The sequence below is a fragment of the Streptomyces sp. NPDC060198 genome (genome assembly GCF_042728415.1).
Taxonomy (GTDB): domain Bacteria; phylum Actinomycetota; class Actinomycetes; order Streptomycetales; family Streptomycetaceae; genus Streptomyces.
In genome coordinates, this window is record NZ_JBHWZJ010000027.1 from 1 (window position 1) to 15,628 (window position 15,628).

Below are 15,628 nucleotides of genomic sequence, written 5' to 3' on the forward strand. Positions count from 1 at the left end.
ACCCGTGTGGTTCCGGGGGCCGCGCGCTGTTCCGGGGTGAGTGGCTCGCGGCCGCCCGCCGAATGGCGTGACACGCCGGTTCACAACAATCCCTTGCGCGTCGCGTGTTCACGGAGGCTACTCTTGCCCCGCACGCCTCCGGGAGCCTCTCGGGGGCATCAACGAAGGTGTGGGGGAAGTCAGTTGAGGAACTCATGGCTCCGCTTGCGGGTCGCCGCAGCGGTCACCGCTCTCTCGCTCGGCGCGGTCGGCCTGACCGCACTCGGCGCGCCCGTCGCCCGGGCCTCCGAGACGGGCACCGGGACGGCCGGTGAGCAGGTCGCCAAGCTGCCGATCTCGTCGTTCGGGGCGATGGTCGTCGACTCGGCGCACCAGCGGGTCTACGTCAGCGACGACCGCAGGAGCTCCGGGACGGGCTCCGTCCACGTCTACGACTTCGACGGCGAGAGGGTCACCACGCTGGCGACGGACGACGCGCCGTCCTCGCTGGCGCTCAGCCCGGACGGGACCGTCCTCGAGGTCGCCCAGACCTCCGGCGTCATCTCCTTCGACACCGCCACCTACACCAGGACCGCGCGCTACTACGGGAATTACGACGTCTACTGCCCCCGTGACGCGGGATTCGCCGGCGGCCGTGTCTGGTTCACCGAGACCAACAACACCAGTGACTGCGACAACCGGACGTACACCCTCTACGGGACGGCCGACGGGAGGACCGTCGCGACCGGCTGGAACGACACCGGACGGCTGCGGCTCTTCGACGACCAGCAGAACCCGGACCGGCTGATCATGGCCCAGCCCCGGACGGCCGCCGCGACCGATCCCTTCCTCGCCGTCTTCGACGCGAGCGGCACCACCCTGGTCCGCACCGTCGAGCGCCGGTTCGCCGACAGTGCCGGCCAGGGCGGGCTGGACATGCGTGACGTGGCCCAGTCCCCGGACGGCGAGCTGATCGCCGTCGCCGACGCCCGTACCGGAACCCGGCTGCTGAACGCGGACGACCTCTCGGACTCCGCCACCGCCTACCAGCCGCTCCCCGAGGGGGCCGTGGCCAGTGCGGTCGCCTTCAGCGGAGACGGGAAGTACATCGCCCGGGGTGCCGCTGCCACCGGCGGCACCGCCGACCTGCTGGTCCAGGCCGCCGACCCGGCCGATGCCGCGCCCCCGCTGGAGTTCGCCTTCGAGGGTGCGCTCGACGGGAACAAGGTCCAGCCGCGCGGACTCGCCTGGTCCGAGGACGGCTCGCGCCTCTTCGCCGTCACCAACGGCGGCAGCGGGTACGAGTACTGGCTGCACGTCATCCGGCCGCCCGCCGCCCAGTACGACACCCGCTTCACCGGCGCGCTCGCCACGAACGTCGCGCAGCCCGTGGTGGGCGAGCCCCTCGGGATCCGGGGCAGGCTGGAGATCGACGGGCCCGCACCCGCGCAGCCGGTGAAGGTGACGGCCGTACGCCACGACGCCAACGGCGGCCGTGCGCTCGCCGCCGCCGAGGTCGACGCGGACGGGACGTTCACCGTGCTGGACGTGCCGTCGGTGGTCGGCCCGGCCACGTACACCGTCTCGTTCACCGGCGACCTGACCCATCGCCCGACCGAGGACGTCTCCCTGGAGACCGTGGTGGCGAAGGCCCCGACCTCGATCGCGCTGACCGCCCCGGCCGAGGGCACCAAGGGGGTGGGGCTGCGGATCACCGGCACCCTCACCGGCCAGGGCCGTGCGCTGCCCGCCGGGATCACGCTCTCGGTGGTGCGTACCGACAAGAAGGGCAGCTACGCGCTGACGTCGGCCGCCGTCGCGGCGGACGGCTCCTTCACCGTCGACGACGTCCCCGGCGCCAACGGCGAAGTGGTGTACGAGATCGGCTACGCGGGCGACGACCTGCATCTCGCGAGCGGGGCGACGGCGACCGTCCGGGTGCGTAAGCCGGTGGCCTGATCCGGGCGGCGGCCCGCACCGGGTCGCCGCAGGGCGGGGGGACGCGCGCCGCCGCGTCTTCCCGTCCGCACCTTCTACGGATCAGGCACAACTTTAGACTGATTCCAAGCTAGGATGGTCATCCAGCAGATTCTGGAGGCCACCATGTACGAGCCGATTCGCACGCCGTCGGTCCACACCCCGGCCGACACCGCCGGATTCCCGCACCGCAGTCGCGGGGAGGAGCTGGACATCCAGCTCGCCGGTCACCTCGCCGCACTGCTCTCCGTCACCGACGAACTGGGCCTCGACGCGGCCGGGGACCGCGTCGCAGAGCAGGTGTCCCGGCTGCGCGGCGCACCCCCCACCCGGCACGCCGGGCTGAGCGAAGCCCCGCCCGCCGTCCTGCACCGCCGTGCCCACTCCCTCGCCGGCCGGGCGCTCGTGGTGGCGGCTTCGCGCGCCGACACGACCGTGGCGATCCTCGCGGCGGAACGGATGGACGCGCACGCCGCAGCACTGTCGGCGGCGACGCACCGCCTGGTCCCGACCGCCTGAGACGGCTGCCCGCGCAACCTCCCGACGCGACCTCCCGACCCGGCTGCCCGGTCCCGGGCCCGCGCTCGGACGGTGTCGACGCCTACGGTTGGCTGTAGCCGTCCAGGAAGTGCGCGATCCGCGTCACCGCGTCCCGGAGGTCCTCCGCCGACGGCAGCGTGACCACCCGGAAATGGTCGGGTTCCGGCCAGTTGAACCCGGTGCCGTGCACCACCATGATCTTCTCGGCCCGCAGCAGGTCCAGCACCATCTGCCGGTCGTCCTTGATCTTGTAGACCTTCGGATCGAGCCGGGGGAAGAGGTACAGGGCGCCCTTGGGCTTCACGCAGGTCACCCCGGGGATCTGCGTCAGCAGGTCGTACGCCACGTCCCGCTGCTCCAGGATCCGGCCACCCGGCAGTACCAGATCGTCTATCGACTGCCGGCCGCCGAGTGCCGCCGCCACCGCGTGCTGGGCCGGCATGTTGGCGCAGAGCCGCATGTTGGCGAGGATGGTCAGCCCCTCGATGTACGAGGAGGCGTGCTCCTTCGGCCCGCACACCGCCAGCCAACCGGAGCGGTATCCGGCCACCCGGTAGTTCTTGGACAGCCCGTTGAAGGTGAGGACCAGCAGGTCCGGCGCGATCGCCGCGGTCGGGGTGTGGGTGGCACCGTCGTAGAGGATGCGGTCGTAGATCTCGTCCGAGCAGACGACCAGGCCGTGGCGGCGGGCGATCTCCGTCAGGCCGCGCAGCATCTCGTCGTCGTACACGGCACCGGTCGGGTTGTTCGGGTTGATGATCACGATGGCCTTGGTGCGGTCCGTGATCTTGCGCTCGATGTCGGCGAGGTCCGGCATCCAGTCGGCCTGCTCGTCGCAGCGGTAGTGCACCGCCGTACCGCCCGCCAGCGAGACCGAGGCGGTCCAGAGCGGGTAGTCGGGTGCCGGTACGAGGACCTCGTCGCCGTCGTCGAGCAGCGCCTGCATCGACATCTGGATCAGTTCGGAGACGCCGTTGCCGAGGTAGATGTCCTCGACGTCCAGCGCGATGCCCTTGGTCTGGTAGTGCTGCATCACCCCGCGGCGCGCGGAGAGCAGGCCCTTCGCGTCGCCGTATCCGTGCGCCCCCGCGACGTTGCGCAGGATGTCCTCGAGGATCTCGGGCGGGCATTCGAAACCGAACGCCGCCGGGTTGCCCGTGTTCAGCTTGAGGATGCGCTGACCGGCCGCTTCCAGCCGCATCGCCTCCTCCAGCACGGGGCCCCTGATCTCGTAGCAGACGTTGGCGAGCTTCGTGGACTGGATGACCTGCATGTCCGCGAGCTTACGGCGGTGTTTCGCGGCGCGCTCGGGACTTCCTGTCCGCCGGCGCCCCCGGGGACGCGCCGGACGGCCACCGAGGCTTCCATCGCCATGCGGCCGGGCGGGTGAGCCGTGGGAACGTCCGGTCACGCCGGTGGTGCGGCTTGGAATGCGGGTGCGCGCCGCGATCCCGGGTGAGATGCGCCACCCGTCCCCCCGTTCGTACACACGTACGCGACCGGGCGTGTGTGGACCCGTACGTGTGTACGGAGGCCTGGCCCGGGGGTCCTGGGGTGGACAGCCTCGGATGTCGCTCAATTCGCGCACCGGGGTGCGCGGCGCCCGGGAAGAGTGCCGGCACGGGCGTCCTCACGAAGAACCACCTCGCCGTCCTCGGCCTGCACGACGTCGACGGGATTCTCGCCGCGCTGCGCGAGGAACTGGCAGCGGCGCCGGACGCCGACCGGCCCGGCCTGGAGCGCGCGCTCGCCCTCGTCGGGCGGTACACCGACCGCCCCGGGGAAGAGCTGCGCGTCCGCTGGGTGCGCGAACGGCTCACGGCGGCCGGATACGCGGGACCCGCCGACTCCACCGAAGCGATCAGGACGCTGCGGCGGGCCGAGCCGGGCCTCTTCCTCCTCCAGGCCGTGACGTACGCGAGGGAAGCGGCGGCGGCCGGGGGCTGAACCGGGCGCCGCCGCCTTCCTGGCCGCGTCGGCCGGCGTATCAGCGGCGCGTCAGGCGTACCGACAGGCCGGTGCGGGTGTGCACGGGCTCGGCGCGGTAGCGGGCGTCCTCCACGGTGAGGGTGCGGAACTGCCCCTGGAGCGCGCGGGCCCCGATCACCGGGACCGTGGCGTCGCGTCCGAACCCCTCCGCGAGCCGCAGCCGGAGCCCGCTCCGGTCGCCCAGCACCACGCGGCCGTCGGCCTCCAGCGCGTCGCCTCCGCCGGGACGGAGCGTCACGTCCAGCACGGTGCCGGACGCCTGGGTGTAGCCGCCCCGGACGCGGACCCCGCCGCGCGCCGGGTCCAGTCGCAGGGTGCCGGCGGTCAGGGCCACGTCGCCCCGGCCGAGGGCTCCGGCGGACGCGGCGACCAGCACACCCCCGGCCACGTCCGTGGTGCCGGTGTAGGTGTTCGCGCCGGTCAGGACCAGGGTGCCGGTGCCCCGCTTGGTGAGGCCGCCGCGTCCGCCGATGTCGTTGCGCCAGGTGTCCAGGGCGTCGAAGCCGCCGTCCCGGGCGTCCAGCGTGACGGTCACGTCGTGGTCGAAGGCGCCGTACCCGTCGGCGGCCGTGAAGAGGTCCAGTCGGCCCCACGGCTCGGAGCCGTAACGCTCGTCGCCGTCCAGCAGCACGTAACCGGCGGGCAGTGCGGTGGTCCGCAGCACCTCGCGGCGCTGTTCGGCGTCGAGGTAGGGGAACCGTGTCTCCAGCAGCACTTCGGCGCCCTCGGGGACCGGGAGCGGGGAGTCGCGGCGGTCAGCGCGGCCTTCGCGGCGCAGCACGTAGGTGAGGCGCGGGGCTACGCGCTCGGCGTTGGCCGCACGGTCGGCATACGGGTCGGCCGGGGAGCCCGCCACCGGGGTGTGGGCGTACGCGTACAGGTCGGCCGAGCCGGTCGCGGTGCTCAAGTACGCGGCGGCCCGGGCGCGGGCGGTCGCCTTCAGCTCCGCGTTCGCCGGGTCCGCCAGGGTGGCGGCGGCCAGCGCGGTGGCCAGGGTCCTGCCGCCGATCACGTCGAGCGGGGAGTGCATGCCCGCCACGATCCGGGTGTGGCTGAGGTCCGAGGCGCGGGCGACCAGCTCCTGGAAGCGCTCCGGGACGGCGTACGCCAGGGCGAGCGCCGCCAGGTAGAAGGCGTTGGTGTGGCCGCTCGCGAAACCGGCGTCGTCCACCGGGGACAGGCCGCGCTGACGGAACAGCAGCGGGGCGACGGAGACCTCGCTGCGGTAGACCGGGTAGCCCAGGGCGTCGACCGCGCCCGTGTCGACGACCTCGCTCTCCTCGGTCATCCGCCACGGACGCGGGTACTGGTAGGCGTACTTGCCCGGGTTCCCGGAGGCGTAGGGGCCGCGCACGGTGTTGACGAGGGTGACCACAGCGCCCAGCGCCGAGTCGGTGGCGCCCGCGCCGATCGCCGAACCGGCGGGGGCGTCGGCGGGCAGGGTGTCACTGATCGCGGTGGGCGGGGTGGTGGCGGGGGCGGTGGCGACCGAGGTGACGGCCTTCGATCCGGCCAGGTAGGGGGCGGCGAGCGGGCCGAGACCGGCGATGACCGCGTAACTCTGGTGCTGACGGTCGTAGACGAAGGCGTCGCGCTCCTGGGCGGGCGTCCGCTGCCGGGTGACGGTGGCGCAGTAGCGCATGTTCGCGCGCAGGATGTCGGGGCGCACGGCGGAGCCGTTGTTCCAGGTGGTGCCGGTCCGCCAGATCCGGTTCATGCCGGCCAGCACCCGGACACCGGCGTTGGCCGCCGGGTCGAGGCTGTCCATGGTGTTGGTGCGGTAGCTGTCGACGAAGGCAAGCTCTGACATGGCGGCCTTGGCAGCCTCGGCGGACTTGACAGCCGTCGTGGCGGTGGCCGCCGAGGCGGTCTGCGGGCCGAACAGCCAGCCGAGCGTCGTGGGCGCGGCGAGCAGCGCTGCCGAAGCCCCGGCCGAGCCGCGGAGGAAGCCCCGGCGGCCGACGGAGTCGCGGCGCCGGGCGGGGGTGGGTGCGGTGTTCCGGTTCGTCACGGTCGTCTCTCTGAGCGCGTGGTCCTGGACCTGACCGGACAGCCCGGGGCCGGAGATGCCGCCCGCCGGGGCAGGGCCTGTCGTAGGCGGTGTCCGGAGGAACGATCGTCCGGCAGCCGGTCGACCGGCGGTGGAACGCGTCATGGGCGCCGGGTGAACGGATGCCGTGCGGAGTCGGTGGAACCTGTGCGTCGTTCCGCGCGGTGCCTCGCCGACCGGGTCCCTTCCTGCGCGCGAGGGCCATAGGGCGCGGCTTGTTTTCGCCCCTTGTGGGGGGAGGGCCGGTACGTGAACATGCTCATGCCAAGGCCGGAAGATCTCCGGCCACGCGTATGCGGGCCCGCCGACCCCGGTGTGTCCGCACACCAGGTCAACGGAGGGGACCCCCCATGAAAAAGCCTCTCGTCGCCGCACTCCTGAGCGCCCTGCTTCTCGCCGCCGGTGCCGTGCCCGCGGTCGCCGCCACCGACTCCGGGACGGGCGCCTCCCCGGCGTCCGCGTCGGTCGGCAAGTCGGCCCCGGGCGTCGTGGCCTCCGCGGTCTCCGCGGCCCCGGGCGTCGCCGCCGTGCAGGCGGTCGGATTCGCCGGCACCGTGGCGCTGAGCAACTGTTCCGGCTCCGTCGTCCGTACCCCCACCGCCCTGTCCACCGATCCCGCGCTGGTCCTCTCCAACGGGCACTGCCTGGAGACGGGCTTCCCGGCCGCCGGGCAGGTCATCGTGAACCGCGCGTCCACCCGCTCCTTCACGCTGCTCAACGCGGCGGGCACCGGCGTCGGCACCCTGCGCGCCAGCAAGATCGCCTACGGCACGATGACCGACACCGACGTCTCCCTCTACCAACTCACCCGCACCTACGCCCAGATAGAGAGCAGCTACGGCATCAAGGCGCTGGAGCTCTCCGCCACGCACCCCGTCCAGGGCACCGCGATCACCGTCGCGTCCGGCTACTGGAAGCGGACCTACTCCTGCGCCGTGGACGGCTTCGTCTACCGCCTCAAGGAGGGCGCGTGGACCTGGAAGGACTCGGTCCGCTACACCTCCGCCTGCCAGACCATCGGCGGCACCTCCGGCTCCCCGGTGATCGACAACGCCACCGGCAAGGTGGTCGCGGTCAACAACACCGGCAACGAGGACGGCGAGCAGTGCACGGAGAACAACCCGTGCGAGGTCGACGCCAACGGTACGGTCACCGTCCGCCAGGGCATCAACTACGCCCAGGAGACCTACGGCATCGTGCCCTGCGTCGGACCCGGCAGCGTGATCGACCTCACCCGCACCGGCTGCGCCCTGCCCAAGCCGTAATACCCGGCGGTCGTCGGAGCGTCCCCGGGCCGTCGGACGGTCCGGGGACGCTCGTTCCGGAGGGTCAGCGCGCGGTCGAGCGCACCGAACGGCCCGCGAGCACCTGGGTCCTGCGGCCGTCCTCGATGACGAACCGGCCGTCGATCAGCACGTGCGGGATGCCCGCCGGCAGGGTCCGGGGCGCTTCGAAGGTCGAACCCGCCGCAACCGTCGCAGGATCGAAGAGTACGAGGTCGGCGCGGTATCCGGCGCGGACCAGCCCCCGGTCCGTCAGCCGCAGCCTGGCCGCTGGACGGGAGGTCAGATGGGCCACGCACTCCTCCAGGGTCAGTACCCCCAACTCCCGTGCGTACCTGCCGAGATAGTGCGGGAAGGTGCCGTACGCGCGCGGGTGCGGCTTGTCGCCGCGCAGGATGCCGTCGCTGCCGCCGGTGTGCACCCGGTGGCGCATGATCCGGCGGACGTTCTCCTCGTGCCCCACGTGCTGGAGGATCGTCGAGCCGAGCCGGTCCTGGTCGAGCAGCCGCCGCGCGGTGGTCCACGGCTCCTCGCCGCGCTCCCGGGCCGAGGCGGCGACCGTGCGCCCCACGTAGCCGGAGAGCCCGGGGAGGGTGACGCCGGAGATCTCGATGGTGTCCCAGTCGATCGGCACCCCGTGGCAGCCGTCCGATCCGGTCACCTCCAGGTCGTGGCGCATCCGCGCGGCGGCGGCCGGGTCCGCGAGCCGCGCCAGGGTCGCCTCCGGGCCGCCCTCGCTCGCCCAGCTCGGCAGCATCGCGACCAGCGTGGTGCACCCGGGGGTGTACGGATACGTGTCCAGGGAGATGTCGGCGCCCTCGTCCAGCGCCCGGTCGAGCAGGCCGAGCAGCTCGGGCGCGCGGCCCTCGTTCACCCCGAAGTTCATGGTGGCGTGGGCGAGATGGAGGGCGCACCCCGCCTTGCGGGTGAGCCGCACCATCTCCTCGTACGCTTCCAGCGCACCGGCCCCGTACGAGCGGTGGTGCGGGCAGTAGTAGCCGCCGTGATCGGCCACCACCCGGCAGAGTTCGGTGAGTTCGGCGTCGTCCGCGTACATCCCGGGGGTGTAGGTCAGGCCGGACGACATGCCGAACGCGCCCTCCCGCATTCCCTGGGCGACGAGTTCGCGCATCCGGTCCAGCTCGGCACCGGTCGCGGGGCGGTCCTCCCAGCCCACCGCGTACATCCGGACGGTGCCCTGCGGGACCAGGTAGGCGGCGTTGACGGCGATGCCCTCGCCGCCGAAGTTCCGGTCCAGCCGGTCGAGATACTCGCCGACCGTGCGCCAGTCGAGGTCGACGTCCTCGCCGTCGCCGTTCCACCCGGCGATGGTCCGGCGCACCTCGGCGAGCGTGCGGTCGTCCACGGGGGCGTACGACAGGCCGTCCTGGCCCAGGACTTCGAGCGTCACCCCCTGAGCGGCCTTGGCGCTGTGATCGGGGTCGCGGAGCAGTGCGAGGTCGCTGTGGGCGTGCATGTCGATGAAACCGGGGGCCAGGGCGAGGCCGTCCGCCTCCAGGGTGCGGCGGGCGGTCGGGCGGGGGCCCGGCGAACCCTCCGGGTGGATCGCGGAGATCCGCCCGCCGTCGACGGCGACGTCCGCCCGGACGGACGGACCGCCGCTTCCGTCGATGACGCGCGCGTCGCGGACGACGAGGTCCATGGTGACCCTCCCGGGGCTCTGGTGTGCGGTTCAGGTGGTGCGCGGGTGCGGCGCGGCTCAGAAGTAGGTGCGCAGGTACTCCTCGACCGTGCCGTCCTCGCGCACGACGGGGATGAGCTGCCACTTGTCGAAGGAGGTGCACGGGTGCGACAGCCCCAGGCCGACCCAGTCGCCGACCTCCAGCCCGGTGCCCGGCTCGGTGGCCAGCCAGCCGTGCTGGTCGGAGAGGCCGGTGACGGTGATCCCGGTCGCGGGGCGCACCGACCCGTCCCGGGCCGAACGGACCACCTGGGCCTCGGGGAGGTGGAGGTCGTGGGCGGCGTCCCGCTTGCCCGCGTTGACGAAGGCCTGGCCGTCGGCGGGGCGCGAGACCACCTGCGTCCACAGCCGGAAGGCGGCCCGCAACTCTCCCTCCTCCGGGACCCGGTTGAAGGGTGTGAGCTTGCGGTACTGCCCGTCGTCGTGCGAGACGTACGCCCCCGAACGCAGCAACTTGCATACCGGCCGACTCAGTTCGGGAATCTCCGCGAACACCTCGGCGACCACGTCGAACCAGGCGCTGCCGCCCGCGCTCACCAGGATCTCCTCGTCCCCGGTGAGTCCGCCGAACCTGCCCGCCCCGTCGAACTCCACGGCGAGCGCCACGAGTCGGCGCAGCCAGTCGGCGACCCGCTCCGTCGTGGCCTTCGGCACCTCGCCCTCGTAACCGGCGACCCCGACCAGCCGCAGCGTGGACACGGCGGCGACCGCATCCGCGACCGCCGCGGCCTCCGCCTCCGTACGCACGCCGGTACGGGCGCCCTCGCCCGCGCCCAGCTCGACCACCACGTCCACGGCGCGTCGGGCACCCGCCGCGCGCAGCGCCTCGTCCATCAGCTCGACCCCGCGCGCCGAGTCGACGTAGGCGACGAAGGTGAACTCCGGGTCCGCGTCCAGCTCGCCCGCCAGCCAGGTCAGCGCCACCGGGTCCACCACCTCGTTGGCGAGGAAGATCCGCCGGATGCCGTGGTCGCGGTAGACGCGGGCCTGGTGCGGAACGGCGGCGGTGATGCCCCAGGCGCCGTGCCGGAGCTGACGGGCGAAGAGCTGCGGGGACATCGAGGTCTTGCCGTGCGGTGCGAAGGCCAGACCGTGCCGCTCGGTGTACGTCTCCAGGAGCGCGAGGTTGTCGGCGAGCGACTCGGCGGAGAGCGTCAGCAGCGGGGTGGTGAACCCGCCGGAGAAGAGGGGCCGGGCCTCGGCGGCGAGGGCGCCCACGGTGAGACCCTCCGCGTCCGGCGGCAGGCCCTTGAAGCGGGAGTCGATCCGCTCGTCGGCGAGCGCGGCGGCGTACCGCTCCGCGACCGTCACCGCGTCCTCGGCCGGTCCGGCCGCGGTGGTGCCCCTGGTCCCGTCGCCGGATGTCGCGTCGGCTGCCATGCGGATCCCCTTTACCCGATTCCTGCGAGCGTTGCATTCTCTGCAACGCTCATTGCGTATGTCGCTCCAGGCTGTCTAACATCCGAGCCGACGCCGGGTCAACGACGAGCCGGTGGAGCAGGGGGAGACGCGGCCCTGCCGATCAGCGACCAGTGAGGAGCCCAGGTGCCCGGAACGGGAACGGCGACGGGAGCGGGAACGGGAACGGCCGGCCCGGCAGGCGCCGGGAACACCGGTGCCGCTGCCGTGGACGTCGTCTGCCTCGGCGAGTCGATGGTGACCTTCCTGCCCACCGAGCCCGGCCGCCTCGCCGACGTACCCGCCTTCCTGCGCGGAATCGGCGGCGCCGAGTCCAACGTCGCCTGCGCCCTGGCCGGAGCCGGACACCGTGCGGCCTGGGTCGGCCGGGTCGGAGAGGACGGCTTCGGCGACCACCTGGTCGACACGATCGCCGGACACGGGGTCGACACCTCGGCCGTCCTGCGCGACCCCGACCGCCCCACCGGCGTCTACTTCCGCACCGCAGCCGACCGCGCGGACGGCCACCACGAGGTCGCCTACTACCGGGCCGGGTCCGCCGCCTCCGCGATGTCGCCGCTGAACGCCCCGTACGACGCCCTCTTCGCCGGGCGCGTCCTCCACCTGTCCGGCATCACCGCCGCGCTCTCCGACGACTGCCTCGCCCTGCTGCGCACCCTCACCGCCGAGCGCCCCGGCCGCCCCCTGGTCTCCTTCGACATCAACCACCGCCCCCGCCTCTGGCGCGGACACCCCGCAGGACCCGGGGTCCTGCGGGACCTGGCACGCGGCGCCGACGTGGTGTTCGTCGGCGAGGACGAGGCGGCCCAGGCCTGGGGCGTGCACGGCCCCGACGCCATCCGCGCCGCTCTGCCCGAACCCGCCGTCCTCGTGATCAAGCACGGCGCGGACGGCGCCACGGTCCTCGCCCGCCCCGCGGACACCCCGCCCGGACCCGGAACGGACGAGATCACCACCGCCCCGGCCCTGCGCGTGGACGTGGTCGCCGCCGTGGGCGCCGGCGACGCCTTCGCGGCAGGCTTCCTCTCCGCCACCCTGCGCGGGCTGCCCGTCCGTGACCGCGTCCGCCACGGTCACCTGATGGCCGCCGCCGTCCTCACCGTCCCGGGCGACCTCGCCCACCCCCCGGTCCGCGCCCACGCCGACCGGCTCGCCGCGCTGGACGACGAGGCCTGGGGGAGACTGCGACTCGGGCCCGGATGGACGGGGCGTACGGCAGCCGGTCACGAGGCCGGACGGGCGGGGCGTACGGCAGCCGGTCACGAGGCCGGACACGCCGCGGAAGGAACACTCGGATGAGCCAGACCGTCGACCGCGCGCTCAGCATCCTGCCGCTGCTCGCCGAGGGCCCCGCCGACCTGGGGCGCGTCGCCGACCGCCTCGGCGTCCACAAGTCCACGGCCCTGCGCCTGCTGCGCACCCTGCGCGAACACGGTCTCGTCTACCGCCAGGAGGACCAGCGCTACCGGCTCGGCGCCCGCCTCTTCGCACTCGCCCAGGAGGCCGTCGAGAACCTCGACGTCCGCGAGATCGCCCACCCGCACCTCGTCGAACTCAACGAGAGCTGCGGACACACCGTCCACCTCGCCGTGTACGAGGAGGGCGAGGTCCTCTACATCGACAAGGTCGACAGCCGCTACCCGGTCCGGATGTACTCGCGCATCGGCAAGACCGTCGCCATGTCCGTCGCCGCCGTCGCCAAACTGCTCCTCGCCGACCTCCCCGAGCCGGAGCGCCGGGCCGTCGCCGAACGGCTCGCCTACCCCTCGTACACGCCCCGTTCGACGCCCAACGCCGCCGCTTTCCTCCGTGAGCTCGCCGTCGTCCGCGAACAGGGCTGGGCCACCGATCTCGGCGGCCACGAGGAGTCCATCAACTGCGTCGGCGCGCCGGTCCGGGGAGCCGACGGGCGCGTGGTCGCCGCGATGTCGGTCTCCGCACCGAACGTCGTCGTCACCGCCGAGGAGCTGCTCGCCCTCCTGCCGCTGCTGCGCCGCACCGCGGACGCCATCAGCCGGGAGTACTCGGGCACCGCGGTGCCCCCGCCGTAGGGGCCGCACCACGCCCGGGGCGCCGATACACCCACCGCACCAGTACACCGCACCGTTTAAGGACACCCCATGACCGAGAAGACCGCTCTCACCCCCAGCACCCACACCACCCCGCCCGCGAAGTTCTCGCACGGGGTGAAGAAGGGGAACATCCTCCAGGTCGCCGGCCAGGTCGGCTTCCTCCCCGCCGTGGAGGGCCAGGCGCCGACGCCGGCGGGCCCGACCCTGCGCGAGCAGACCCTTCAGACCTTCGCCAACGTCAAGGCGATCCTGGAGGAGGGCGGCGCGGGCTGGGACGACGTGATGATGATGCGCGTCTACCTCACGGACGTGGACCACTTCGCCGAGATGAACGAGATCTACAACGCGTACTTCGAGGAGCAGGGGCTCAAGGCCCCCGCCGCCGCGCGCACCACGGTCTACGTCGGCCTGCCCAAGGGCCTGCTCATCGAGATCGACGCGCTCGCCGTACTCGGCTGAGGCCCCGCATCCCGCGGTGAGCCACCTCCGCCTCACCGCTCCCCCGGAACGCCGAAAAGCGCCACCGGGGGAGCGGTGGCGCTTTTCGACTGTGTGGCCGGCCGGCCGGTCACGCCAGGTGATCCGGCCGGGGCGCTCCGGTCGTTACGGCAGGGCGTGGACGTGCGCGCCGACCGCGCTGGACCAGGCGTTGCCCGCGGTGGCGTCCCAGTTGGTGGACCAGGTCATCGCGCCGCGCAGCGCGGGGTAGGTCTTGGCCGGCTTGAACGAACCACAGCTGGTGCCCTTGGCGAGGCAGTCGAGCGCCGCGTTCACGATCGACGGGGCGACGTAGCCGCTGCCCGCACCGCGGGTCGAGGCGGGAACCCCGAGGCCGACCTGCGAGGCGTCGAGGCCGCCCTCCAGCTGGATGCAGGCGAGAGCGGTGAGGAAGTCCACCGAACCCTGCGAGTAGACCTTGCCGTCGCAGCCCAGCATCGAACCGCTGTTGTAGTACTGCATGTTGACGACGGTCAGGATGTCCTTGACGTTGAGCGCCGTCTTGAAGTACTCGCCGGACGTCGACTGCATGTCGATGGTCTGCGGGGCCATGGTGATGACCAGACCCGAACCCGCCTTGGTGGAGAGCGCGCGCAACGCCTTCGTCATGTACGTGGAGTTGAGCCCGTTCTCCAGGTCGATGTCGACGCCGTTGAAGCCGTAGGTCTGCATCAGCGAGTAGACCGAGTCGGCGAAGGCGGTGGCGGAGGCGTCGCTGTTGACCGCGACCGCGCCCTTCTCGCCACCGACCGAGATGATGACGTTCTTCCCGGCGGCCTGCTTCGCCTTGATGTCGGCCTTGAACTGGTCGACGGTGTAGCCGTTCAGACCGGCCGAGTCCAGCGTGAAGGAGACCGCGCCCGGCGTGGACGTGGCGTCGGCGAAGGAGACCGCGATGATGTCGTAGGCGGACGGCACGTCGCTGAGCTTCTGGACCGTCGCGCCGTTGTTGAAGTTCTGCCAGTAGCCGGTCACCGCGTGCTTGGGCACCGTGGTCGACGCGGGCGGGTTGGTGGTGCCCGAGGTGGACGTACGGACGCTGACCGCAGCCGACTTGGCGGACTCGCCCGCCGCGTTGGTCGCGCTGACCGCGAAGGAGTACGCCGTGTCGGCGGACAGCCCGGAGACCGTCGCCGAGGTACCGGTCGAGGTGGTGGTCTTCGCGCCGTCCTTGTAGACCGTGTAGCCGGTTGCCCCGGAGACGGAGTTCCAGGAGAGCGACACGGAGGACGAGGTCTTGGAGCCCGAGGCGAGACCTGCCGGGGTGGCCGGGACCGTCGGGGCGGGGTCGGTGCCACCGCCGCCGTCCGGGCCGGTGACCGCGATGTCGTCCGCGTAGTAGGCGGGCTGGCCGTACCAGCCGTGGGTGTAGACCGTCACCGAGGTGGTGGAGGCGCCCGTCGTGAAGCTGGTGGCGAGCTGCGACCAGCCGGTGGCGCTCGGCGTCCAGGTGGAGACGTCCGTGGTGCCGGTGCCGCTCACACCGAGGTAGACGTAGCTGCCCTGCACCCAGGAGGACAGCGAGTACGTCGAGTTGGGCTTCACCGCGACGGTCTGGCTGCACTGCGCGTTGTCCAGCCCGGCGGGGGTCGCCTTGAGGGCGGAGCTGCCGCCGTGCACGGGGGAGGAGACGGTGGCGCCGCTGCCCGCCGTACAGGTCCAGTTGGTGAGGCCCGACTCGAAGCCCGCGTTCTTGGCCACATTGACGTCGGCGGCCTGCGCGTTGCTCACGAGACCGGTAAGGGTCAGCGCGCCCGCCGCGACGACTGCCATGGCGGCGCCGAGCGCGGGTCGGGTGTAGGGCCTGCGGTGCCTTCTGCCTGCGGTGCGTTCCACTGCATCCTCCGGGGGGAGTCGGGGTGGTGGCGTGGGAGTGCCGGGGGGTCGGTGCGGGTCCGTGCTGTTCTGCGAGGGGGTCGCCGGGGGAAGGGCGACGGGGGACGGTGGCCACCGCTGGCCGATAAACTGGTCCAGACCAATCGAGTTGTCAAGACCTCTGATGTCGATTCACTCGTCCTGGCGGTTGTTGGGAGAGCGTGAGCGGGGTACGGATTGTCCGGTCCGGGTGGGTCTGGGTTCGGGGCGCGAGCCGCTCCGCACCCCGGTCCGCAGGGTGTCG

12 protein-coding genes are annotated in these 15,628 nt (G+C 72.6%); 7 read left to right on the top strand and 5 right to left on the bottom strand.

The genetic code is table 11. From position 1 onward, the window contains the following. Positions 1–183 precede the first annotated feature (183 nt). Both ACFWEP_RS06360 and ACFWEP_RS06365 read left to right on the top strand, forming a co-directional pair. Complete coding sequence (locus tag ACFWEP_RS06360; protein WP_387366415.1) at positions 184–1,938, top strand: Ig-like domain repeat protein; 1,755 nt, start codon at positions 184–186, stop codon at positions 1,936–1,938. A gap of 144 nt (positions 1,939–2,082) precedes the next feature. Further along, entirely contained in the window at positions 2,083–2,475 is a 393-nt protein-coding gene (locus ACFWEP_RS06365; RefSeq protein ID WP_387366504.1) for a hypothetical protein, read from the top strand. Positions 2,476–2,557: 82 nt separating this feature from the next. Here ACFWEP_RS06365 and ACFWEP_RS06370 read toward each other — a convergent pair whose 3' ends face one another. Beyond that, entirely contained in the window at positions 2,558–3,769 is a 1,212-nt protein-coding gene (locus ACFWEP_RS06370; protein ID WP_328719686.1) for a pyridoxal phosphate-dependent aminotransferase, read from the bottom strand. 386 nt (positions 3,770–4,155) lie between these two features. On the opposite strand from ACFWEP_RS06370, the gene ACFWEP_RS06375 reads away from it, so the two are divergent. Then, on the top strand, positions 4,156–4,443 hold the full coding sequence (locus tag ACFWEP_RS06375; RefSeq protein WP_387366507.1) for a hypothetical protein: 288 nt from the start codon (positions 4,156–4,158) through the stop codon (positions 4,441–4,443). A gap of 40 nt (positions 4,444–4,483) precedes the next feature. Here ACFWEP_RS06375 and ACFWEP_RS06380 read toward each other — a convergent pair whose 3' ends face one another. Next, positions 4,484–6,496: a phosphatase PAP2 family protein gene (locus ACFWEP_RS06380; protein ID WP_387366420.1), complete on the bottom strand. Its 2,013-nt coding sequence runs from the start codon at positions 6,494–6,496 to the stop codon at positions 4,484–4,486. 389 nt (positions 6,497–6,885) lie between these two features. On the opposite strand from ACFWEP_RS06380, the gene ACFWEP_RS06385 reads away from it, so the two are divergent. Further along, positions 6,886–7,800 (top strand): serine protease, encoded by a 915-nt coding sequence (locus ACFWEP_RS06385; protein ID WP_387366423.1) that lies wholly within the window; start codon positions 6,886–6,888, stop codon positions 7,798–7,800. Between the two features lie 64 nt (positions 7,801–7,864). Here ACFWEP_RS06385 and ACFWEP_RS06390 read toward each other — a convergent pair whose 3' ends face one another. Together ACFWEP_RS06390 and ACFWEP_RS06395 are read right to left on the bottom strand one after the other, a co-directional pair. Continuing rightward, the gene (locus tag ACFWEP_RS06390; RefSeq protein WP_387366426.1) at positions 7,865–9,481 is read right to left on the bottom strand and encodes an amidohydrolase family protein; all 1,617 of its coding nucleotides are present in this window, start codon (positions 9,479–9,481) and stop codon (positions 7,865–7,867) included. A gap of 57 nt (positions 9,482–9,538) precedes the next feature. Continuing rightward, entirely contained in the window at positions 9,539–10,900 is a 1,362-nt protein-coding gene (locus ACFWEP_RS06395) for an amino acid deaminase (RefSeq protein ID WP_387366429.1), read from the bottom strand. 246 nt (positions 10,901–11,146) lie between these two features. On the opposite strand from ACFWEP_RS06395, the gene ACFWEP_RS06400 reads away from it, so the two are divergent. From ACFWEP_RS06400 to ACFWEP_RS06410, 3 genes are all read left to right on the top strand, one after another. Continuing rightward, positions 11,147–12,238, top strand: a complete 1,092-nt coding sequence (locus tag ACFWEP_RS06400) for a sugar kinase (RefSeq protein ID WP_387366510.1) — start codon at positions 11,147–11,149, stop codon at positions 12,236–12,238. Continuing rightward, entirely contained in the window at positions 12,235–12,990 is a 756-nt protein-coding gene (locus ACFWEP_RS06405; RefSeq protein WP_387366432.1) for an IclR family transcriptional regulator, read from the top strand. Before ACFWEP_RS06400 ends, ACFWEP_RS06405 begins: the two co-directional genes overlap by 4 nt. Positions 12,991–13,059: 69 nt before the next feature. Then, the gene (locus ACFWEP_RS06410) at positions 13,060–13,470 is read left to right on the top strand and encodes a RidA family protein (protein ID WP_328719680.1); all 411 of its coding nucleotides are present in this window, start codon (positions 13,060–13,062) and stop codon (positions 13,468–13,470) included. Between the two features lie 144 nt (positions 13,471–13,614). Here ACFWEP_RS06410 and ACFWEP_RS06415 read toward each other — a convergent pair whose 3' ends face one another. Next, positions 13,615–15,345 carry a chitinase gene (locus ACFWEP_RS06415; protein ID WP_387366435.1) on the bottom strand — a complete coding sequence of 577 codons (1,731 nt, stop codon included), beginning with the start codon at positions 15,343–15,345 and terminating at the stop codon, positions 13,615–13,617. Between the last annotated feature and the right edge of the window lie 283 nt (positions 15,346–15,628).

Coding starts and splice junctions, on each gene's coding strand:
- ACFWEP_RS06390 (WP_387366426.1), bottom strand. CDS start 9,481: ATGGACCTCGTCGTCCGCGACGCGCGCGTCATCGACGGAAGCGGCGGT.
- ACFWEP_RS06395 (WP_387366429.1), bottom strand. CDS start 10,900: ATGGCAGCCGACGCGACATCCGGCGACGGGACCAGGGGCACCACCGCG.
- ACFWEP_RS06365 (WP_387366504.1), top strand. CDS start 2,083: ATGTACGAGCCGATTCGCACGCCGTCGGTCCACACCCCGGCCGACACC.
- ACFWEP_RS06410 (WP_328719680.1), top strand. CDS start 13,060: ATGACCGAGAAGACCGCTCTCACCCCCAGCACCCACACCACCCCGCCC.
- ACFWEP_RS06370 (WP_328719686.1), bottom strand. CDS start 3,769: ATGCAGGTCATCCAGTCCACGAAGCTCGCCAACGTCTGCTACGAGATC.
- ACFWEP_RS06385 (WP_387366423.1), top strand. CDS start 6,886: ATGAAAAAGCCTCTCGTCGCCGCACTCCTGAGCGCCCTGCTTCTCGCC.
- ACFWEP_RS06405 (WP_387366432.1), top strand. CDS start 12,235: ATGAGCCAGACCGTCGACCGCGCGCTCAGCATCCTGCCGCTGCTCGCC.